17 protein-coding genes are annotated in these 21,662 nt (G+C 32.6%); 10 read left to right on the top strand and 7 right to left on the bottom strand.

The window, feature by feature from the left end; all coding sequences use genetic code 11:
- Window positions 1-20: 20 nt before the first annotated feature.
- Window positions 21-623, bottom strand: a complete 603-nt coding sequence (gene lexA / locus ACY3JJ_RS00085) for a transcriptional repressor LexA (RefSeq protein ID WP_463091789.1) — start codon at window positions 621-623, stop codon at window positions 21-23.
- A 245-nt stretch (window positions 624-868) separates the two neighbouring features.
- Here lexA and ACY3JJ_RS00080 point away from each other — a divergent pair, with 245 nt between their 5' ends.
- Window positions 869-2,035 (top strand): hypothetical protein, encoded by a 1,167-nt coding sequence (locus tag ACY3JJ_RS00080; RefSeq protein WP_463091788.1) that lies wholly within the window; start codon window positions 869-871, stop codon window positions 2,033-2,035.
- Between the two features lie 46 nt (window positions 2,036-2,081).
- On the opposite strand, the gene dnaJ is transcribed toward ACY3JJ_RS00080, so the two are convergent.
- From dnaJ to ACY3JJ_RS00065, 3 genes are read right to left on the bottom strand one after another with little or no spacing between them, the layout of a single operon-like run.
- Window positions 2,082-3,245, bottom strand: coding sequence for a molecular chaperone DnaJ (dnaJ, locus tag ACY3JJ_RS00075; protein ID WP_463091787.1), 1,164 nt, complete (start codon window positions 3,243-3,245; stop codon window positions 2,082-2,084).
- A 1-nt stretch (window position 3,246) separates the two neighbouring features.
- Window positions 3,247-5,061 carry a molecular chaperone DnaK gene (dnaK, locus tag ACY3JJ_RS00070; protein ID WP_463091786.1) on the bottom strand — a complete coding sequence of 605 codons (1,815 nt, stop codon included), beginning with the start codon at window positions 5,059-5,061 and terminating at the stop codon, window positions 3,247-3,249.
- Window positions 5,061-5,561, bottom strand: coding sequence for a nucleotide exchange factor GrpE (locus tag ACY3JJ_RS00065; protein WP_463083651.1), 501 nt, complete (start codon window positions 5,559-5,561; stop codon window positions 5,061-5,063). The genes dnaK and ACY3JJ_RS00065 overlap by 1 nt, the downstream gene beginning before the upstream one ends.
- Before the next feature lie 172 nt (window positions 5,562-5,733).
- On the opposite strand from ACY3JJ_RS00065, the gene recF reads away from it, so the two are divergent.
- The 4 genes from recF to ACY3JJ_RS00045 are packed head-to-tail and all read left to right on the top strand — an operon-like array spanning window position 5,734 to window position 12,223.
- Window positions 5,734-6,759 (top strand): DNA replication/repair protein RecF, encoded by a 1,026-nt coding sequence (recF, locus tag ACY3JJ_RS00060; protein WP_463091785.1) that lies wholly within the window; start codon window positions 5,734-5,736, stop codon window positions 6,757-6,759.
- Window positions 6,756-10,139, top strand: coding sequence for a reverse gyrase (rgy, locus tag ACY3JJ_RS00055; RefSeq protein WP_463091784.1), 3,384 nt, complete (start codon window positions 6,756-6,758; stop codon window positions 10,137-10,139). Before recF ends, rgy begins: the two co-directional genes overlap by 4 nt.
- On the top strand, window positions 10,120-11,463 hold the full coding sequence (locus ACY3JJ_RS00050) for a MurT ligase domain-containing protein (protein ID WP_463091783.1): 1,344 nt from the start codon (window positions 10,120-10,122) through the stop codon (window positions 11,461-11,463). Before rgy ends, ACY3JJ_RS00050 begins: the two co-directional genes overlap by 20 nt.
- Window positions 11,453-12,223 carry a type 1 glutamine amidotransferase gene (locus ACY3JJ_RS00045; RefSeq protein ID WP_463091782.1) on the top strand — a complete coding sequence of 257 codons (771 nt, stop codon included), beginning with the start codon at window positions 11,453-11,455 and terminating at the stop codon, window positions 12,221-12,223. The genes ACY3JJ_RS00050 and ACY3JJ_RS00045 overlap by 11 nt, the downstream gene beginning before the upstream one ends.
- On the opposite strand, the gene ACY3JJ_RS00040 is transcribed toward ACY3JJ_RS00045, so the two are convergent.
- Window positions 12,212-12,628: a ferritin-like domain-containing protein gene (locus ACY3JJ_RS00040; protein ID WP_463082749.1), complete on the bottom strand. Its 417-nt coding sequence runs from the start codon at window positions 12,626-12,628 to the stop codon at window positions 12,212-12,214. The two genes, ACY3JJ_RS00045 and ACY3JJ_RS00040, sit on opposite strands and share 12 nt — an antisense overlap.
- 67 nt (window positions 12,629-12,695) lie before the next feature.
- Window positions 12,696-13,955, bottom strand: a complete 1,260-nt coding sequence (locus ACY3JJ_RS00035) for an alkaline phosphatase family protein (protein WP_463091781.1) — start codon at window positions 13,953-13,955, stop codon at window positions 12,696-12,698.
- Between the two features lie 144 nt (window positions 13,956-14,099).
- Here ACY3JJ_RS00035 and ACY3JJ_RS00030 point away from each other — a divergent pair, with 144 nt between their 5' ends.
- The 5 genes from ACY3JJ_RS00030 to hflC all read left to right on the top strand — a co-directional run bounded on the left by ACY3JJ_RS00030 (window position 14,100) and on the right by hflC (window position 20,335).
- Complete coding sequence (locus ACY3JJ_RS00030; protein WP_463091780.1) at window positions 14,100-15,767, top strand: sensor domain-containing diguanylate cyclase; 1,668 nt, start codon at window positions 14,100-14,102, stop codon at window positions 15,765-15,767.
- Between the two features lie 83 nt (window positions 15,768-15,850).
- Window positions 15,851-17,911, top strand: coding sequence for a PEGA domain-containing protein (locus ACY3JJ_RS00025; RefSeq protein WP_463091779.1), 2,061 nt, complete (start codon window positions 15,851-15,853; stop codon window positions 17,909-17,911).
- Window positions 17,912-17,955: 44 nt separating this feature from the next.
- Window positions 17,956-18,483: a TFIIB-type zinc ribbon-containing protein gene (locus tag ACY3JJ_RS00020; RefSeq protein WP_463091778.1), complete on the top strand. Its 528-nt coding sequence runs from the start codon at window positions 17,956-17,958 to the stop codon at window positions 18,481-18,483.
- 14 nt (window positions 18,484-18,497) lie between these two features.
- Window positions 18,498-19,490 carry an FtsH protease activity modulator HflK gene (gene hflK, locus ACY3JJ_RS00015; protein ID WP_463091777.1) on the top strand — a complete coding sequence of 331 codons (993 nt, stop codon included), beginning with the start codon at window positions 18,498-18,500 and terminating at the stop codon, window positions 19,488-19,490.
- Window positions 19,487-20,335, top strand: coding sequence for a protease modulator HflC (gene hflC, locus ACY3JJ_RS00010; RefSeq protein WP_463091776.1), 849 nt, complete (start codon window positions 19,487-19,489; stop codon window positions 20,333-20,335). The genes hflK and hflC overlap by 4 nt, the downstream gene beginning before the upstream one ends.
- Before the next feature lies 1 nt (window position 20,336).
- Here hflC and dnaA read toward each other — a convergent pair whose 3' ends face one another.
- Window positions 20,337-21,662 carry a chromosomal replication initiator protein DnaA gene (dnaA, locus tag ACY3JJ_RS00005; RefSeq protein ID WP_463091775.1) on the bottom strand — a complete coding sequence of 442 codons (1,326 nt, stop codon included), beginning with the start codon at window positions 21,660-21,662 and terminating at the stop codon, window positions 20,337-20,339.

Here is a 21,662-nt window from a genome sequence, read left to right as displayed (position 1 = left end):
ATACTATAAAGATCAATTATTTAAAATACCCTAAGAAGTCCAATAACCTTCCCTATAATGGTAAATGGAGGATAGATTACAGAATATCTTTTATTTGCAGGTCTTAAGCATGGTATTCCATATTCTTCAGATAGATATTTTATAGTGGATTCCCCATCTTTCAATGCTACCACAATATCTCCCTTTTCTGCTGTAGGTTGTTTCTGTACAACGATAAGATCTCCTTCTATTATATGGGCTTCAATCATACTATCTCCTTTTACTCTTAATAAGAAGCTTAAGTCTGGATTTTTAACAAGTCTTCTTGGTACTGGTATAAACTCTTCTGTATTTTCAGGAGAATCAACAGGAACTCCTGCTCTTATAGTACCTACAAGGGGTAAGATACAATATTCTTCTCCATCATTACCTCTTAAATGAAATCTTCCCTTTTTATCTTGTACAAGATATCCTTTTTCTACAAGAGCTTTCAAATGAAAATAGGAAGATCCTGAAGATTTTAAACCAAGAGCCCTTGCAACTTCTCTTACAGTAGGCATTCTTTTCTCTTTTTTCCAATAACTTATTACAAATTCTAAAACTTCTTTTTGTTTTTTGCTTAAATATGTTTTGTAAACTCTCATAATTTATGATATTATAACATAACTTTTTTGTATAAAATAAGTTTTTTCAAGGTACTTGACATAAAAAAGATTTTTAGTAAAATAACAATCAGTTAATGTTTTTTCTGAGTGGCAAGAAAGGAGGTGAAGAAGGGACCTTTAGGTTGCCACTCATGAGAGGCAAACTGGTAAGGTAAGTTAACGACACTTACCAGGTAGTTATAAAAAAATATAAAAAATTTAAATCCTAAGGGGGTCAAGGAAAGATGAAGAAATTAGTATGGTTAATGGTTTTAGCTCTTCTTGTGGTTCCTGCATTTGCTGCTAATTTAAGTACTTCTAATTGGATTGGTGTAGGTTTCCATACTAGATTAGTTCCATATAATAATCAATACTATGTAATTTGGGGAACTTGGGCTTCTGGAAATATCAACTACTCACTATCTGGAAGCTCAAATCTTGGCAGTGTAAATGCTAATATAAAACTCAATTTACCAGTAAAAACAAAAACTTTAAACTTCAATAATGATGTAGTTAATGTAGTTTTAGCTGAATCATTCTCTGATAACTGGGTATCTGGAACAATTACATTCTCTAAAGTATTTAATACACCATTATCTGTGTCCTTCCATAAGGGAACATTAGGTGTTTCTGGAACAAAACTTGTAGGTAGTGTAGTAGGTAGTACTGGTATAAGTGTTGTAGCAGATGTTGCTCCAGTAAAAGTAACCGTTGGTGTATCACCAAACGATGATTGGTGGGTACCTTCTACTGGTGGAATGCTTGATGACTTCACATTAAATGCTGCAGTAACGGCAAGAGCAGATGTTTCTGTTAATGTACCAGTTGCACTTTCAGTATATGGATTAATAAATAAAGCTACAGGAACAATGTCTGTAACAGACTGGGCAGTAGGTGGTTCTGTAACTCCTGTTACAACACCTGTAAGTCTAACTATTTATGGAGAGGCTGCAGATGCTCCTGAGCAACTTGTTGGCGCAACAGTTAAAGCTCTTGGTGGTAAAGTAACTGTTGATGCTAACTACAAAGTTCAATCTCAAAAAGTAAAAGTCTCTGTAAGCGGAGATAATTTAGTGCCCAACGTATCTAAGGTATATGTTGAATACAATACTGCACAAACATATACATTATTTGGTTATGTCTCTGCTTCTTTACCAGTACCAGTAGGATCCTTATCCCTTGGGGCAGCCTTAGCTAATGGTCCAGATACACTCTTTGGTGGATTTGGAAAATGGTCTGTATCCCTTGGTGGTGGTGTATCTCATGACCTCTTAGTAGGTTACGGATTTGATTGGGAAGATTATAGCAATAATGGTTTTAATAGAGGTAATTTAACAGGAGCAGATAATCTCTGGGGCTTCAATGTAAAAGGCAAACTTTATGCAGAAAGCAAGTTAATGATAGGATTCTAACCACTCAAAACATAAAGCCCCCGAGTTTTCTCGGGGGCTTTTTTATTTACTTCTTAAATGCATCCCTAATCTGTTCGAAAAAGTTTTTATTTTCTTCTATCTTTACTCCTCTTATTTTTGCAAGCTCAAGAAGGAGTTCTTTTTCTTTCTGGGATAGATTGGTAGGTACTGTGATATAAACTCTTATTTTTTGATCTCCTCTTTTTCCAGGGTTATTTAAATTGGGTATTCCTTTGCCTTTTAAAGTTATTATTTCATTGCTTTGAGTTCCTGGTTTTATTTTTATCTTTTCCTTTCCTTCTAAGGTAGGAATCTCTATTTCTCCCCCTAAGATGGCTGTAATAAAATCTATGGGAAGATCCATCCATATGTCTTCTCCATATCTCTTAAATATTTTATGGGGTTCTACATGTATATAGATATAAAGGTCTCCATTTGGCCCTCCATTTTCTCCTGGTTCTCCTTCTCCTGCAAGTCTTATTACGTAGCCTTCATCTACACCTGCTGGTATTTTAAACTCAATCTTTCTCTTTTTTCTTACTTTTCCTGTACCGTGGCATTCATGACATGGATTTGTGATTATTTTTCCTTCCCCATGGCATTTTTGGCATGTGGTAATCTGGACAAATTGTCCAAATGGGGTTTGTCTTGTAGTTCGTACTTGCCCTGTACCATTACACATATCACAGGTTATAGGATTAGATCCTGGCTCTGTCCTTGTTCCTTTACATACGGGGCAAGTTTCTAATCTTGTTACAAAGAATTCCTTTTTTCCCCCAAAAGCTGCCTCTTCTAATGTAATGTTAATATCATATCTTAAATCTGCACCTTTTCTTGAAGTTCTTTGCTTTTCTCTTCTTCCAAAGATATCCCCAAATATACTGTCTCCAAAGAAATTTTCGAATATGTTTTCAAAAGTTCTTCCAAAGTTTCCAAAATCAAAATCTCCAGGGTTCCACCCTTCTTGGAAATCTCCATATCCTGCAAAATCTCCTACACTTCCAAATTGATCATATTGGGCTCTCTTCTGAGGATCAGAGAGTACTTGATAGGCTTCATTTATTTCTTTAAATTTTTCTTGTGCAGATGGATCTTTATTAAGGTCTGGGTGGTATTGTCTAACAAGCCTTCTGTAAGCTTGTTTTATTTCATCCTGGGTGGCATTTCGTGGCACACCCAGGATTTCATAATAATCTTTTTTGGTGGGCATATTAGTTCACCTTGTATTCTCCGTCTATGGTTTTTCCTCCTGGATTTTCAGAGCTTCCTCCTGGATTTGAGCTTGAGCCTGCAGATTGATACATTACTTGTCCTATCTCTCCAAGAGCTTGTGTTAACTCCTCCATTCCTTTTCTTACCTGTTCCACATTAACTCTATCTGGTTTTATTAGTTCTTCTAAATTCTTAATCTTATCTTCTACTTTTTGTACTAAATCTTTACTTACTTTATCTCCATAATCTTTTATAGTCTTTCTTGCAGTATAAATAAGGTGTTCTGCTTGGTTTTTGGTTTCAATTTCTTCTCTTCTTTTTCTATCTTCTTCTTCAAATTTCTTTGCCTCTTCGGTCATTCTTTTAATTTCTTCTTCTGAGAGTCTTATGGCATTTGATATGGTTATTCTTTGTTCTTTTCCTGTAGCCTTGTCCTTCGCAGATACATGGACAATTCCATTTACATCAATATCAAAGGTTACCTCTATTTGAGGTACACCACGAGGGGCAGGTGGAATTCCATCCAATATAAATCTTCCAAGGGAGATATTATCCTTGGCAAGGGCTCTTTCTCCTTGTAGGACATGAATCTCCACACTTGTCTGATAATCAGCAGCTGTTGTAAAGATCTGACTCTTTGATACAGGTATTGGTGTATTTCTTTCAATTATCTTTGTAAATACGCCACCAAGAGTTTCAATTCCAAGAGAAAGAGGAGTTACATCTACAAGAACTATGTCTCTTATCTCTCCACCTATGACTCCTGCTTGTATAGCTGCACCAAGCGCAACAGCCTCGTCTGGGTTTACATTTCTTTGGGGTTCCTTACCAAAATGTTTCTTAATCCATTCTTGGATGCATGGCATTCTTGTAGATCCACCTACAAGGATTATTTTATCAATCTGAGAAGGAGAAAGTCCTGCATCTTTTAATGCCCTTTCTGTAGGCTCCTTTGTTTTTTCTACTAAGTCATATGTTAATTCCTCAAATTTTGCTCTTGTGAGTGTATAAGAAAGATGAAGTGGAGTATTTCCTTTCATGGCTATGAATGGAAGGTTGATCTCTGTAGATAATTTTGAAGAAAGTTCTATTTTTGCTTTTTCTGCAGCTTCGTATAATCTTTGCAGAGCTGTTCTATCTTCTCTTAAATTAATTCCATGTTCTTCCATGAAGTTATCTATAAGCCAATTTACAATTCTTTCGTCAAAATCGTCCCCTCCTAATCTATTGTTTCCTGCTGTTGCTATCACTTCAAATACACCGTCTCCAATTTCTAAAATGGATACATCAAAAGTACCACCGCCAAGATCGAAAACAAGAATCTTTTGGTGTCCTTCTTTGTCAAGTCCATAGGCAAGAGCTGCTGCTGTAGGTTCATTTATAATTCTTACTACTTCTAATCCTGCAATGGCACCTGCATCTTTTGTGGCTTGTCTTTGGGCGTCAGAGAAATAAGCGGGACATGTTATTACTGCCTTTTCTATAGGCTCACCTAAGTAGGCTTCTGCGTCTTTTTTGAGTTTTCTTAATATCATGGCAGAAATTTCTTGTGGAGTATATTCTTTGTCATCTATCTTTACTTTATAATTGGTTCCCATGTGTCTCTTGATTGATTTTATAGTTCTTTCTGCATTTACTATGGCCTGTCTCTTTGCAGGTTCTCCTACTAAAAGTTGTCCATCTTTGGTAAAAGCAACAACAGATGGGGTAAGTCTGCTCCCTTCTGCGTTTGGAATAATAACTGGTCTACCACCTTCTAAATAGGCGATTAGAGAGTTTGTAGTTCCTAAATCAATTCCTACAATTTTAGCCATTATTCTCTACCTCCTTTTTCTATTTTTTTTGATACAATAACTTTTGCAGGTCTCAGTAATTTATTTTTAAATAAATATCCAGGTGCTATCTCTTTAACTATTAAATTATCCTCTCCATCCTCAATCTCTTCTATACCAACTGCTTCATGAAGAGATGGGTCAAAAGGTTTTCCTAAAGTATCAATCCTTGTAACTCCTTCTTTTTGAAGGAGATTTTCAAATTGTTTATATATCATTTGGACTCCCTCTATAATAGCATCTTTTTTTCTTGTATGCTTCATACTTTCTAAAGCTAGATGAAAATTATCCATTATATCTACAATTTCTTTTAAAAGTCTTGCATTGGCGATTTCTTGCCATTCTTCTTTTTCTCTCCTAAGTCTTTGACGAAAATTTTCAAATTCTGCTTGAAGTCTTACATATTTAATTTCCCAATCTACCTCTTGGGGGGCCTCTGAGACTACCTCATCTTTTTTAACTTCTATTTCTTTTTCCTCCATATCTTTCACCTCTATTTTTAATTTTAGCACTCTTTAACGGTGACTGCTAAACCATATATAAGTTTATAATTTATATTAATAATGTCAAGAGAATATAAAGCCTATTGATTTCAATTATATAAATAGCTAAAATATATATAGTAAAAATTAATATATATGAAGGGGGGATATTATGGATAAGAAGAGAATGCTTATCGAAGAATTAAAATTAAAAAATTTTAGAAATTTTTCTGATTTTTCTGTAAATTTTAAAGATGGAGTAAATGTAATTTATGGTCCAAATGGTTCTGGAAAAACTTCCATATTGGAGGCTATTGCCTATCTTTCGAATCCCAGATCTTTTAGAGGAGCGAGAGATTTTCAAATTTTAAAAATTGGAGAGAATTATTTTGAGGTAGAAGGTAAAGTATTAAGTGGAGATGAGAGACATGTAATAAAGATAACCTACTGGCAAGATGAAAGTAAAAAAGAAAAGATAGCTTATCTTGATGGATTTAAAGTTAAAAGGTTCAGAGATATTCAAGAGATTTTTATTGCCATACCTTTTAGCTTTAGAAACTATTCTATGACTGATGGGTCTGCAACTCAAAGGAGAGATTTCTTTGATGATATATTCTCTCTGATTGATTTAGATTATTATGAGACACTAAGAAATTATGAAAAACTTTTAGAAGAGAGAAATGAAAATCTTAAAATGGATGAAATAGATAGAAATTATGTGTTATACTTAGCAAAAGAGATGCAACCATTGGCAGAAAAGATTGTGGAGAAGAGGGAAAAGATGGTAGAGGAATTATCTCAATATCTTGATCCCATATTTAAGATAGAATATAAGAGTGAGTTCAAAGGTAAAAATATAGCAGATTATATTGAGGAAGATATAGCAAGGGGTGTTACTACTGTGGGTCCTCACACTCAGGATGATTATATTCTGTATTACAAAGGAAACCCGGCTAAACATTATGCTTCAGAAGGGCAAAAAAGATTATTCTATCTATCTATTGTCCTTGCTTTTAAGAGTTTAATAGAAAAGACAAAGCATTACGAGCCAGTATTCCTTTTTGATGAGCCTGTAAATGTTTTAGATGCACATTTATTGGAAAGATTTATTTCTAATCTTTCAGGACAAGTTATTATTGCTACTTTATCACCACTTCTTGGAGCTCATAATATAGGCCTAACCTTAGAGGAGGAATGATGGAAGCGATATTTAGAAATCTTTGCCCGAACTGTGGGGGAGATATATCTTCAGAAAGGCTTCTTGAAGGGCTTCCCTGTGAAAACTGTATGCCTGATAAAAAGGTCGGGGAAGCCCTTTGTAATTTGATATCTCTTAAAGGTCTTAGGGATTATTGTAAGCTAAAGGATGAGTATGAAAAGTGGGAAGAAATATTTAGAAATTTTGTCGGTTTTTATCCATGGGAATTACAGAAATTCTGGGCAAGAAAACTCCTTCTTGGTAGATCTTTTGCTCTTCTTGCTCCAACAGGTATAGGTAAAACATCCTTAGGGCTTGCATCTTCTATATACTTTGCTAAAATGGGGAAAAAGTCTTATATTATTCTTCCTACAAGACTTTTAATACTTCAAAGTTATGAAAAATTGAAGGATAAAGTGAGAGAAAAGGACCTTTTGGTTTTTGGTCTTGATGAAACTAAGAAGGAAAAGGAAGAAAAAAGGGAAAGGCTTATCAAGGGGGATTTTAAAATTCTTATTACAACCTCCATGTTTCTTTATAAAAATGTGGATATAATTCCTCGAGATTTTTCTTTTATATTTGTAGATGATGTAGACTCTTTTCTAAAAACTGCAAAAAATATTGATAAGGCTTTATATCTTTTAGGTTTTACCGAAGAGGATATAGAGAAAACTTTAAAGTATATTAGACTAAAAAGAAATTATAGCGAAGAAAATCAAGAAGATATAAAGGCTCTTCAGGAAGAGGTACGAAAGATAAGCAAAAAAGCAAAAGGTGTAATGGTAGTATCTTCTGCTACCAGTAATCCAAGATCTGAAAGAATTAGATTATTTAAAGAGCTTTTATCCTTTGATGTGGGTAGGCCTGTATTTTACTTGAGAAATGTGGAAGATGTTTATGAAGAGGTGGAGGATTTAGATAAAATTCTTATTGAGAGGGTAAAGAGGTTTGGAAAGGGTGGATTAGTATTCTTATCATCGGATTATGGAAGGGAGCATATTGATAGAATAAAGAATCTTTTAAGTCAAAATAATATTTCTTGTGAATCTTATGATAATCTTACAGAAGAAGTTTTAGAGGATTACAGACAAGGGAGGATACAAGTTCTTATTGGTATATCCTCTTATAGAAATCCTTTAGCAAGAGGACTTGATCTTCCTGAAGTTATTAGATATGCGATTTTTTATGGTGTACCTAAAATTTCAGTAAACCTTGATCTGGAAGGCAATGTAAGGCATTTACTTTTAGCTTTATCCTCTTTAAGACCACTTATAGCAAGGGACAAAAATCTTGAAAAATACATAGCTACAGTTGATAGATGGTTAAAAACTTTAAATAGGTTCTCTAATGTGATAAATCCGCCAAAGGATAAAATTGATGAATTAAGAGATAATATAAAAAGATTTATTCTATCGAGAGAGATATATCATAAGATAAATACATCTGATGATATATCAATTAGAGAAGAAAATGGAAAGTGGTCTCTTGTGGTAGCTGATATTACGGGATATTTGCAGGCATCAGGTAGAACTTCAAGATTATATGTAGGGGGAATATCTAAAGGTTTGAGTTATATACTCGTGGACGATAGAAAGGTATTTAATAACCTGATAAGAAAAGCACGCTGGTGGTTTAGTTCAGATATAGTTTTTAAGAATGCAAATACAGTAGACATAGATAAGATACTACAAGAGATAGATGAGGATAGAGTAAGAGTTAGAAGAAGAGAGGGAAGAAGAGATGACTTCCTAAAACCTGTAATGGTAATAGTGGAATCTCCTCATAAAGCAAGGACTATAGCAAATTTTTTTGGGAAACCTATTTCTAGAAATATAGATGGTCAGGAACTCTATGAGGTTATTACTGAAGATAAATACTTGGTCATTACATCATCCTTTGGGCATATTTTCGATTTAAATAAGGAAGTGGGATATTTTGGGGTGTTAGAAAATGGAAAATTTATACCAGTCTATGAAACAATAGAGGGAAAAGAAAATATTATAAATGCCTTAAGGGAAGCCAGTAAGGAATTTGATCAGATTCTTGTAGCTACCGATCCTGATACCGAAGGAGAAAAAATATCATGGGATCTTAAAAATCTTTGTGCTATTTTTGCTAAGGATATTAAGAGAATGGAATTTCATGAGGTTACAAAGAGAGCCATATTAAATTCTTTAAAAGAGTTTAGAGATGTAAATGAAAATTTGGTTAAAGCTCAAGTAGTGAGAAGAATATCTGACAGATGGGTAGGATTTGAGCTTTCTCAACTTATTCAAAAGGTATTTTCTCGAAACTATTTATCTGCTGGAAGAGTACAGACTCCAGTTCTTGGTTGGGTAATAGAAAGGGCTAAGGAACATAACAAAAAGATATATTTGGTAATTATTAGAAAAGAAGGGTTGGAATCGAGATTTGAATTTGAAAATAGGGAAGAAGCCCAAAAGTTCTTTAATTCTTTAACTAAGGTAGAGGTATTAAAGGAGAGAGAAAAGATTGAAGAAAAGGCCCCTTTACCTCCATATACGACGGATGTAATCTTGAAAGATGCTTCTGATAGATATAAATTATCAGTTTCTCGGACTATGGAAGTTTTACAGGATCTTTTTGAAAGGGGATTTATCACCTATCATAGAACTGATTCTACTAGGGTATCCGATACAGGAATAAATATAGCTAAAGAATATATAAGTGAACAATTTGGAGAAGAATATTTTAGAGGTAGAACATGGGGAGAGGGAGGAGCTCATGAATGTATAAGGCCTACAAGAGTCCTTGATGTGGAAGATATTAAATCTATGATATATTCGGGAGAACTGGAAGGTTTTACTAAGGATCATTTAGCCATTTATGATCTTATCTTTAAGAGGTTTGTTGCATCTCAGATGAGAAATATTGTACTTAAAGGCTATGATATCACAATAAAGGTACTTGATAAGTTGCAAAGTATGGAACTATTTGAAGAGATAATACAAGATGGTTTTAATAAAGTTGTTCCTGTAAAAGTTGTGAGAGTTCCAGAGGGTGAGGTAGATGTTATAAATAATAAATTCTTCTATACCGTACCTAAGGTACCTATGTTTACTCAAGGATCCTTAGTGGAAGAAATGAAAAAGAGAGGTCTTGGTAGACCATCTACTTATGCTACCATTGTAAGTAGACTTCTTGAGAGAGGATATGTCATAGAGAAGAATGGATATTTGATCCCTACACCACTGGGTGAGAAGGTTTATAACTATCTTATTTCTAATGAAGATCGTTTTAGGTTTGTCAAGGAAGATTTTACACGTGAGTTAGAAGGTTTAATGGATAAAGTAGAAAATGGTGAGGTAGATTATCAGAAGATATTAGAAAGTTTAAGAAATGAACTTAGAAAAAATTAAATTTTATTTAGCATTATTTGTAGGAAGACTTGTGTATTTGTTTATGAAAATCTTAGGGTTGGATGCAACAACCTTTCCTGGTAAAGTAGTTTTGAAAATAGATCCCCAATTTTTAATAAAGATAAAAAATAGGTTTAAGAAGATTATTCTTGTTACAGGTACGAATGGTAAGACCACTACTAATAATCTTATTTTTCAGATAATTACAAAATCAGGTTATAAGGCTTTAGGAAATCTGGAGGGTGCAAATTTAAGAACTGGTATTGCTACTGCTTTTATTAGAAATCCATCCTATTATGATTTTGGGGTTTTTGAAGTGGATGAAGGGATATTCCCTTTTGTTTATAAAGATCTTAAACCCCATTATGTTGTTATTACTAATTTTTTTAGAGATCAATTGGATAGATATGGGGAGATAGATACTACTGTTGAAAAAATTAAAGGGGCTATAAAAGATAGTAAGGAACATATATTAATACTTAATGCTGATGATCCTTTTGTTTCCAGGTTTTCCGACCTTCCTAATAGAAAAATTTATTATGGCATAGGAAATAAAGTAAGGAAGAAGGATACAGAAGAAATAAAAGAGAGTATATATTGTCCTAAGTGTGGAAAAATACTTAAGTATGAATTTTTTAATTATGCTCAACTTGGTAGATACTTTTGTGAATGTGGTTTTAAAAATCCCGATTATGATTACTATATATTATCAGCAGAATATAAAGAAAATTATTGGCTTATTCATATAAAAGATAGGGATGAAGATGTTTTTTTAAACTTTAGATATCCTGGTGTCTATAATTTATATAATGTAATCTCTGCTTACTCTGTTGGTAGGATTTTAGGTATTGATAAAGAAATTTTAAAAAATATAATTTCTAACTTTTCTTTTAGATTAGGAAGGCTGGAAAGATTTAACTTAGAGGGATATGAGAGGATTCTTGTACTTGTAAAAAATCCTGCTGGTTATAATCAAGTATTAGATACTATTAAAGATGATCCTAATGAAAAAGTACTTCTTTTAATACTAAATGATAATGTGGCAGATGGTAGAGATGTATCCTGGATATGGGATGTAGATTTTGAGAAGATAAAAGATGATAACATTTCTACCGTAATATGCTCGGGAACAAGGGCTGAAGATCTTTTGGTTAGATTAAAATATGCAGAAATACCCCTTAATAAGATTATTTTAGAGAATAATCTTAATACTGCTATTCTTAAAATATTAAATTTTAAAGCTAAAACATATATTCTTCCTACCTATACTGCTCTCTTTAAAAGTAGAAAATTGATAATGAAGAGGTTGAGGAATGGAACTTAAGATTCTTCACATGTATCCTGATCTTTTAAATCTTTATGGGGATAGAGGAAATATTATAGTCCTTGAGAGAAGGGCAAGATGGAGAGGGATAAAAGTAGAGGTTTTAAATTTTACAAGAGATAGAGAAGAAGATATAGAGAAGGCAGATATTATTTTTTTAGGTGGAGGCTCTGATAGGGAACAAGAGCTTCTATTTTCTCATATAATTAAGTTCAGGGATATACTAAAGGATTTGATTGAGGAGAACATAGTATTTCTTGCTATATGTGGAGGATATCAGCTTCTTGGCGAATATTACTTGAATGCTTATGGGAATAAGATTGATGGATTGTCTATATTAAATTTTTATACAAAGGCTGAAAAAGGAAGACTTATAGGAAATATACTTATAGAAGTAGATCTTCCTATATATCCAAAGACTCTTGTTGGATTTGAAAACCATGGTGGAAGAACATATCACAATTATAAGTCCTTAGGTAAAGTTATTAAAGGATATGGGAATAATGGAAAGGATTTTACTGAAGGTATTATCTATAAAAATCTTATAGGTACTTATCTCCATGGACCTCTTCTTTCAAAAAATCCTCATCTTGCCGATTATATTATAAAAAGAGCATTAGAAAGAAAGTATAATATGGAAATTGATCTTCCTAAATTGAATGATAAAGAAGAGTTTTGGGCTCATTGTAGGATTATGAGGAGGATATTGAAGGAAGGAGGGAGATTTTATATCTCCCTCCCCAAGAGGCTATTTCTCTAATAAAGAACTAAAGGTATCGTGATGCTCTTCCTCATCTTTTAATATTTCTTCAAAGATCTTTGCTGTAGTGATATCTCCTTCCGATCTTGCCTTCTCAATAATCTTTTTATAAAGATTTATAGCATTTTCTTCATCTTTAACATCTTGTTCTAACATCTCTTTCAAATTTTCTCCTACGAAGATAGGAGATGGTTTAGTGGTAGGAATTCCTCCAAGATAAAATAATCTTTCTGCTATAATTTCTGCATGTTTCATTTCTTGAATTGCTATTTTTCTTAGTTCATCTTTTACAGCAAAATGTTCAGGACCTCTCCATTGTACATGCTGCCAAATATATTGAATGGATACTTGAAGCTCTCTTGCTATAGCGTCATTTAAAAGATCTAACAGTTCTTTTGAGGCCATCTTGTTCACCTCCCCTTAAAATGTTTTTGTATTTATTATAATTTTATTTCCTTTTAAAAGCAACTTCTTATTCCTTTGCGATTTTTACAAGCAAAGGCATTAATTCGGTTCCTTTAATCCTTCCAATGCTTCCTTTTGCACAAGCACTCTCCCCAAAATAATCTAAGCCATCAGGTGTAATTCCCGAAGTTATGACCATTAATGGTACAGGATCTTCAGAATGGGATTTTAAGGAGCAAGGAGTTGCATGGTCAGCAGTTACAGCAATTACTACATTAGATAGATCCAATTTAGGTATTAAATTTTCAAAGAAAACAGAATCTATCTTCTCTATACTTTCGATTTTTTTATCATATAGTCCATCGTGTCCTGGTACATCTGGTCCTTTTAGGTGAGCATAAACTCCATCATAATGTTCCAATGCATATAACACTTTGTCTGCCCAAAGTTTATAATCAGTGGAATCTTCTATGGGTACTTCTTTCATACCTGTAAGAAGAGCTATTCCTCTTTCTACAGGCATTTCTACAATACTTCCAAAGTTAACTCCATATAAACTTTGTAGTGTAGGAACCTTCGGTAGAGAATCACCAGCATCTCTCAAGAGAATTATATTTGCTGGTTTTTTACCTTCTTCCTTTCTCTTTTTATTTATCTCAGAATTTTTTAATACCTCAAAAGCTTTCATTACAAACTCATTAGTAAGTCTTGCAGATTCTTTTGCTTCTTCTGAATCATCAAGAGGCACACATTTTTGAACTTCCTTAGATGGATTTGCAATAGCAATGCTATAAGGTCCATGTCTCTTATACCCTGGATCTATATTTTCTACATTAGCTGAAAGTTTGCCATCCTTCTTTCTTATAACCAGAACTCCTCTGTGCCCTACTGTCGCTTTAAAAATAAAATCAGCACCATCTAATTTAACCTTTTGATTTACTTCTTCTGCTAAGGCTTTTGCTTCTTCAGTTGATAAATTTCTTCCAGCTCTTCTGTCTAATATTTCAAGAGTTTCTTCATTTACTGTTGCAAAATTGGCTCTCCATGCCAAATCTCCATCTCTTACTTCAATATCAGCACCATGAGCCTCTAATGGACCTCTTCCAGTATAGTATTTATCTACATCATAACTTAAGATACTAAGTACTGCTGCATCTGATTCAGGAGCTATGCCAGGCCCAATAGGATCCATAAGCCCAAGTTTTGCCTTTTTGGCTAATGCATCCATATTGGGAGTTTTGGCTACTTCTAATTCGGTCTTTCCATTTAGTTTTGGATCAGGAGTGCCTCCCAGTCCATCTAAAACTATGTAGAGTATTTTTTTCATTTTTCTCCTCCTTTCTAAAGATTTGATTTAACATAGTAAAATTTTATCATGAAGATTATTTGAATGGTATTGCATTTTTTTTAAAATTTGTGATAAATTAAAAGAAATTATTCGAATGATTAAAGAGGGGGAAGGTATAAAAATATGGTTATAATGCAATGGCTGAAATTAAAAGATCTCTTACCTACATTCATATATAACCATATAAGTTGTCCTGTTTTTTTTACAGATGATAATTTAAAATTAATCTTCTATAATAAGGCTTTTGAACAAACTTTTCTAAAAAGTAATGAGAAGGTTATAGGGAAAAACCTTTTTGATGTAGTTCCTCAATTTAAGGATAAATCCCTTTACTACATGAGAGCTATGAATGGTGAGAAAATTGACTTATATGAGAGTTATAAAGAGTTTTCTATTTATCCATTGGCTAATGATGGGAAAATAATGGGAACGGTTACAACCATAGAGGAGAAGATTGATGAAATAAATTTTAATAATTTGGTAGAGGTTTTTCAGGGATTAGGAAGAAAAAACAACTTTGATAATGAAAAGATCATATTTGATAAGATTATCCAAATGTATGAAGCAAAATTTGGTTGTGTAATACTTTTGGACAATGGAGATTTAAAATTTAGGCATTTTACTGAATCCTTAGAAGGAGAATTTAAAAAAGATGATGATAGATATGCATATTATCATGTAATAAATAAAGATAAAGTAATGTATTTTCCAGATGTGAGAAAAAGCCAAATAAAGACAATGACAATAAAATCGTTATCCACTATTGGAATCCCTTTAAGGAAGAATAATTCTATTTTTGGAATACTTATTTTAGAGTTTAAAAAGATAGATCCATTGGATGATAAACTTACATCCTATCTATTGATATGGTCAAATTTACTTGCAGATGTGATTTTTGAAAATCTTCTATGGGAAAATTATAAAGAGTTAGAAGATAGGTTTAGACTTCTTTCGGAGCAATCACTAATTGGGGTCTGTATTGTTCAAGATGAGAAGGTTGTATATGTCAATCCTCAACTTATAGAAATTTTGGGTTATCCTTTAGAATTTAACAATATTAATGATTTGGCAAAGTCGGTGGTTTCTGAGAATAGGCAGAGATTCTTATTAAGGTATAAGGAATTGACTGAAAGAAAGCTTGGTTATATTATTGATGAATTCAAGTGCATAAGAAGCATAGATAGAAAGCCTGTTCACATTGAGGTCTGTGCTGTAAATACCACATATAAGGGTAAACCGGCTGTATTATATACATTTTTAGATATCACTTATAGAAAAGCCTTAGAAGAAGAGTTAAAACAGATCTCTAATACTGATCCCCTAACATCCCTATATAATCGTAGGGGATTTATTACATTGGCTGAACATACCATAAGTTTGACAAAGAGATTGAAGAAAAAGCTTGTGCTCATATTTATTGATCTTGATAATTTGAAGATAATAAATGATAATTTGGGGCATAATGTGGGAGATATGGTTCTTAAAGAAACTGCTGAAATTCTAAGAAGCACATTTAGAGAAAATGATATTTTGGCAAGAGTTGGTGGAGATGAGTTTGTGATATTAGGAATTATAGAAAAGGATGAGGATAAGGATGAACTAATTACAAGATTAAACAAGAAGATTGAGGAGAAGAATAGTATGGAAAATAGAATGTATAGACTTTCTTTGAGCTATGGAAGTATCATCTTTAGCCCAGATGAACAAAAATCTATTGAAGAGCTTCTTAATAGAGCGGATATTTTAATGTATGAAAATAAAAAGAAGAAAAAAGCATTAACTAACGGTTGATAAAAGTGAGCTACATCACTTAAAGAGACTTCTAACTTATTGTATACTCATCTAAAAAGAACTTCAAAGGGAGGTTAGAGTGTATGAGGAAAGGTGTGTTTGTTTTTCTTTTATTGTTAATCCTTTCTATAGGTATTTCTTATTCTCAGGAAAAAATACAAATTCAACCTGAAAAAGAATGGGAAAAAATTATAATAGTACCAAATCCTGAAACATCTTTAAGTCTTGATTTGTGGTTAAATAAACCAGAAGGAAGCATATATAAGGTTGGGGAAAATTTAATAATATATGCAAAGGCTAATGATGATGCTTATCTTTATATTTTTGATATAACACCAGATGGTCAATTTACTTTGATATTTCCTAATTCTTATTCAAAAGATAATTTTATAAAAAAAGATAGAACATATACTTTTCCTGATAAGCCGACTTATAGCTTTAAAGTAACTCCTCCCTATGGTAAGGAGTATATTGTAGGAGTTATAACTAAAAAACCTATTGAGTTTTTTCCTGGTAAGAAGTTTGAAACTATGGCTCCTGGAAGTGTTATAGAAAAAAGTATAGAGAAAGCATTAGAAACTCTTCAAAAGTCTCTAAAGAAGGAAGAAGGAAAAACATGGGCTCAAAAGGTCACATATTTTTATGTACAACAAGAGGTACAATCTAAATCTAAGATAAATATCTATTCTAATCCTTCGGGAGCTCGTGTATATCTCGATGGTCAATTACAAGGAAATACTCCTGTTACCTTAATGCTATATCCTGGGAACTATAGGATAACTCTAAAAAAGGAAGGTTATGAAGATTATTCAACAAATATAGTAGTTCAAGAGGGTAGAGATAGAGATTATACTTTTAATCTTAAACCTGTGTATGGAAATCTAAGAGTGGACACTGAGCCTAAAGGTGCAAGTGTTTACTTAGATGGTTCCTTTAAAGGATATACTCCGTTGACATTATATAATTTACCTGCCAATAAGACTTATCAATTAAAGGTAATCTATCCTGGTTATCAAGAAAAAGTTGAGAATGTCAATGTATTACCTAATCAAACAAACTATGTATTTTATAGTCTCGTACCTCATTATGGATCACTAAATATCAATTCCTATCCACAGGGGGCAGATCTTTATCTTAATGGAGTTTATAGAGGAAAGACGCCAATTGTTATCAATAATGTATCACCTGGAAGATATCAGGTACAATTGAGGCTAATTGGTTATAAGGACTATGTGAGTTTTGTTGACGTATATGCAGGTCAGGTATCTACTTATAACTTTACTCTTGTTCCTTTACCCGCCACATTAAATATATTCTCTAATCCTTCCTCGGCAGATGTTTATATTAATGGTGTATATAAAGGAAAGACACCCCTATCCCTTACTGATCTTTCTTCGGGTACCTATAATGTGAAGATTTCTTTAAGTGGATACGAAGAATATAATGAGGCAGTCTATCTTGCTCCAGGAGATCTTAAACAGATAAATGTTACATTAAAACCTATGAATTTAGGAGAAGTGTATATAGATTCAAATCCTAAAGGGGCAAAGATATTTATTGATAGTGTATATAAGGGAACAACTCCTTTAAATTTAACCCTTATAGAAGGCAGATATAAACTTACGTTATCTCTTGATGGCTATATAGATCTGGATACTGATATATTGGTAAGAAGGGGTGAAAAAAGCAGTTATATCTTCACTCTTACACCAATAGTGACTGTAAAAAGATATTACATTAATTTTACTAAAGGTGGATATGATGGAAATCTTATCGTGGTAAAAGCGGAAAATGTGTTTATGGATAAGGAAGGTAAAGATTATGTTTTGGCTATTCGTCCTTCAGGAAGATTTGAGGTTAAAGTACCTCCATTATCTATTTTTAGGGATGTGATTTTAAAAATAAATTTCATGTTTGATGAAAAAAACAAGAAGAAAGAGGAAATTGATCCATCCTTAGTTATATACATTAATGGAAAAGCTGTAACGTTACCTTTGGCTATTGAGGATAAAGATTTTATCTTTCTAAAGTACAATGTGAAGGATTTATTTAATATAAATCAGGATAATTTAATATCAATTCAGCTATTGGAAAATTCAGGGACTAATGTTAGAATAAAAGAAATTGTGGTAGAGGTGAGATAAAATTATGGGGAGGACATTAGTCCTCCCTACGTAAATAAAATTCAATGAAAAATTGTCCATGTTGTTCAAATGTTCTTATTCCTAAAAAGGTTTCATCCCACTATGGTGTTTATTTAGAGATAGATCAATGTGAACATTGTGGGGGGATATGGTTTGATAAATATGAATTGGTATCTATGAGGCCTGATGATGTTTATTCTTTAGATATAGATTTTAAGGATAAGATAAATTGTAATTCTCTTAAATGTCCTAATGATGGTACATCTTTAAAACTTTTGAGAGATCCTATAATTCCTAAGGATGTTTTAATTTATTATTGTGATAATTGTTTTGGAATGTGGGTACCTATACTATCTTTAAGGAGATATAAAGAGTATCAAAAAATACGTATAGAAACCAGAAGGAAGCAAAAAGAAACGAATTTGCCAAAAGATTTAGATTTAAAAATAGAGGAAATATTTTCAAGGAATGTTGAAAACAACAAAATTGAAAATATGGAGATGGAAATATCTAAGTTTATTTCAATAGTGATTTTGGTTTTGAGAATTCTCTCCTTTTTTATAAGAAAATAAAGGGGGTCTAAAATATGGAAAATTTTAAAGATTATCCTCCTTTTTTTAAGAAAAAAGTGTCTTTAAAAAGTATAGTATGGATCATCTTATTTGTTTTGATATTGGTATTTTTTTTATTAAGTTTTTACTTTGTGGGACCTGCAGAAGTGGGAATAGTCAAAAGATTTGGAAAGATTATAGCAGTGCATGATCCTGGTTTACACTGGAAATTGCCCTTTATAGATCAGGCAATAAAAGTTGATGTAATGTCTATTAGAAGATTAGAGATAGGATTTAGAACTATAACTTTAAATCCCCCTCAATATAGAAATGTTCAGGAAGAATCTCTTTTACTAACTAAGGATGGAAAAATTGTGGATTTAGATTTCGTAGTTCAATATCAAATATCTGAGCCTGTGAAATATATTAGTTATGTAAAAGAAGGAGAAAAGTTTTTGAGGGATCTTGCCCAAGCATCTATGAGACAAGTAGTGGGGGGTTATCTTTTTGATGAAATTTTGACTGTTTCAAAGGAAGAAATTCAAAATGATGTAAAGATTTTATTACAAAATATCCTTAACAGTAATAATTTTGGAATTAAGATTCTCAATGTACAATTACAAGATGTGATCCCTCCAGATCCAGTACAACCTGCTTTTCAAGATGTAATAAATGCTAAATCTGAGAAGGATAAATTAATATTAGAGGCTCAAGCTTATTATAATAAGATTGTTCCAGAAGCAGAAGGACAAGCAGCAAAAATTATTGCGGAAGCAGAGGCTTATAGAATGGAGCAAATAGAAAAAGCGAGGGGAGATGCTCAGAGATTTAGAGCTTTACTTGAAAGATATAATAAAACACCTTCTCTTATTAGGACAAAACTTTTTATGGAAGCAATGGAGATGATACTTCCTCAAGTAAAGATTGTAGTTATAGATGATCCTAAGGGTGGAATGAAGATATTTAATCTTCCTGGAGATTTATTTACTCAAACCACTACTATTAGACAGGAAGGTGAGAATAAATGAAGTGGGGAATTACTATTCTTGTAGTAATAATAATATTTTTTGTGATTTTTATATTTTCTGCTTTTACTGTAGATATAACTAAGCAAGCAGTAATATTAGAATTCGGTAAACCAGTAAGAGTTATAAAAGAGCCAGGTTTATATTTCAGAAAACCATTTATACAACAAATAGTATTTTTTGAGAAAAGAGTTCTTGAATATGATTCAGAACCTACCTTAGTGGTAACTAAAGACAAAAAGTCCATGATTCTTGATTCTTTTGCTTTATTTAGAATAGCTGATCCTGTATTATTCTTAAAAACTGTAAGAAATGAGATTGGGGCTCAAGTCAGACTTGATGATATTATCTACAGTGAAATGAGAAGAATAGTAGGACAATATGATTTTGATGATATTGTTTCTATAAAGAGAGAAGAAGTATTTGATGAAGTTACAAAATCATCTCAAGAAAAGGCAAAGGAGCTGGGGATCGAGATAAGCACTGTTAGAATGAAAAGAGTATCTGTGCCAGAAGAAAATTTAAGAAAGATATATGATTCCATGATTGCTGAAAGGGAAAGACAGGCTTCTCTTTATAGAGCAGAAGGTCAAAGAGAAGCACAAAGAATAAAATCAGAGGCTGAGAAGAAAAAGGTATTTATACTTTCTGAAGCTTATAGAAAGGCTCAAGAGTTAAAAGGTAGTGGAGAAGCTGAGGCAAGTAGAATTTTACAGTCAGCATTATCTTCTAATCCCGAATTTTATCAATTTTTAAAGAGTCTTGAGATATATAAAAAGACTCTTCCTGGTAATGTATTAATTATTACGCCAGATTCTGAGCTTTTTAAATATTTAAGAAGTAAATGATTTAAGAATTAGAATTTCTAAGTTTATTTTGAATATCTTGTATGGCCTTTTTTATAGAAAGGTCTGACTGATAGAGCTCTTGGATTTTTTCATAGGCATGTAGTACCGTAGTATGATCTCTCCCTCCTAATTCTTCTCCAATTTTGGGAAGGGAGAGATCTGTTAATGTTCTTGCTAAATACATAGCAATTTGTCTTGGTATAGCGATCTCTTGAGATCTTCCCTTTCCTTTTAATTGTTCTATACTTATGTGAAAATATTCAGCTACAGCTTGCAAAATATTGTCTATAGTAATATTCTTTATTTGGGGTTGAATAATGTCTCTTAGTACAGTTTTAGCTAGCTCTAAATTTATAGGCATACTATTTAGAGAGGCAAAGGCTATAGTTCTTATTAAAGCTCCTTCCAATTCACGTATGTTAGATTGTATTTGAGAGGCAATAAATTCTATAACCTCGTCAGGTACTTTAGCTTTTTCGGCTTCTGCTTTCTTTTTCAATATAGCAATACGGGTTTCTAAATCAGGAGGTTGAATATCTGCTATAAGTCCCCATTCAAATCTTGATCTTAATCTATCCTCTAAAGTAGGAATCTCTTTGGGAACTCTATCGCTGGTTAGTACAATTTGTTTTCCAGCCTCATATAATGCGTTAAAAGTATAGAAGAACTCTTCTTGAGTTCTTTCCTTACCAGCCAAGAATTGGATATCATCAATGAGTAAGACATCTATATTTCTATATCTACTTCTAAATTTTGTCATTCCGTCTTCTTTGATGGCATCAATTAACTCTACTGTAAATTTTTCCATAGAGGCATAAACTACTCGAGTTTTAGGGAACTTCTCTTGGATAAAGTGACCAATAGCATGGATTAAGTGAGTTTTTCCTAATCCTACGCCTCCATAGATAAGAAGGGGATTATAAGCTTTACCTGGATTTTGACTTACAGCTAACGCAGCTGCATGGGCAAAGCGATTGCTATCACCTACTACAAAGGTGTCAAAAGTATACTTAGGATTTAAGTTATTATATGATGTAGAAAAATATTCGTTTCTCTTTTCTTCTGGGATTGTTTCTTCCTTTTCATCAGCTAATATTTCAACTTTTAGATCTTTCTGGGTTACTTTCCTAATTACCTCTTCAATAAGAGGTAAGTAGTATTCTTCTAACCATTCTTTTGAAAATTTATTTGGTGTTTGGAGTATGACTTTTTCTCCCTCTATATAAAGAGGTTTTAAGGTTTTAATCCAAGTTTCAAAACCAGGTCTACTTATCTCCAAGGACAAATATGATAGTGCCTCTTCCCAGATATTATTAATATCTTTCAT

The organism is Dictyoglomus sp. DH (genome assembly GCF_055181375.1).
This window is presented reverse-complemented; position numbering and strand designations above follow the sequence as displayed.

Excerpts from the sequence above, each read along its gene's own strand:
- lexA (WP_463091789.1), bottom strand. The coding sequence starts at position 623 with ATGAGAGTTTACAAAACATATTTAAGCAAAAAACAAAAAGAAGTTTTA.
- ACY3JJ_RS00080 (WP_463091788.1), top strand. The coding sequence starts at position 869 with ATGAAGAAATTAGTATGGTTAATGGTTTTAGCTCTTCTTGTGGTTCCT.
- dnaJ (WP_463091787.1), bottom strand. The coding sequence starts at position 3,245 with ATGCCCACCAAAAAAGATTATTATGAAATCCTGGGTGTGCCACGAAAT.
- dnaK (WP_463091786.1), bottom strand. The coding sequence starts at position 5,061 with ATGGCTAAAATTGTAGGAATTGATTTAGGAACTACAAACTCTCTAATC.
- ACY3JJ_RS00065 (WP_463083651.1), bottom strand. The coding sequence starts at position 5,561 with ATGGAGGAAAAAGAAATAGAAGTTAAAAAAGATGAGGTAGTCTCAGAG.
- recF (WP_463091785.1), top strand. The coding sequence starts at position 5,734 with ATGGATAAGAAGAGAATGCTTATCGAAGAATTAAAATTAAAAAATTTT.
- rgy (WP_463091784.1), top strand. The coding sequence starts at position 6,756 with ATGATGGAAGCGATATTTAGAAATCTTTGCCCGAACTGTGGGGGAGAT.
- ACY3JJ_RS00050 (WP_463091783.1), top strand. The coding sequence starts at position 10,120 with ATGAACTTAGAAAAAATTAAATTTTATTTAGCATTATTTGTAGGAAGA.
- ACY3JJ_RS00045 (WP_463091782.1), top strand. The coding sequence starts at position 11,453 with ATGGAACTTAAGATTCTTCACATGTATCCTGATCTTTTAAATCTTTAT.
- ACY3JJ_RS00040 (WP_463082749.1), bottom strand. The coding sequence starts at position 12,628 with ATGGCCTCAAAAGAACTGTTAGATCTTTTAAATGACGCTATAGCAAGA.
- ACY3JJ_RS00035 (WP_463091781.1), bottom strand. The coding sequence starts at position 13,955 with ATGAAAAAAATACTCTACATAGTTTTAGATGGACTGGGAGGCACTCCT.
- ACY3JJ_RS00030 (WP_463091780.1), top strand. The coding sequence starts at position 14,100 with ATGGTTATAATGCAATGGCTGAAATTAAAAGATCTCTTACCTACATTC.
- ACY3JJ_RS00025 (WP_463091779.1), top strand. The coding sequence starts at position 15,851 with ATGAGGAAAGGTGTGTTTGTTTTTCTTTTATTGTTAATCCTTTCTATA.
- ACY3JJ_RS00020 (WP_463091778.1), top strand. The coding sequence starts at position 17,956 with ATGAAAAATTGTCCATGTTGTTCAAATGTTCTTATTCCTAAAAAGGTT.
- hflK (WP_463091777.1), top strand. The coding sequence starts at position 18,498 with ATGGAAAATTTTAAAGATTATCCTCCTTTTTTTAAGAAAAAAGTGTCT.
- hflC (WP_463091776.1), top strand. The coding sequence starts at position 19,487 with ATGAAGTGGGGAATTACTATTCTTGTAGTAATAATAATATTTTTTGTG.
- dnaA (WP_463091775.1), bottom strand. The coding sequence starts at position 21,662 with ATGAAAGATATTAATAATATCTGGGAAGAGGCACTATCATATTTGTCC.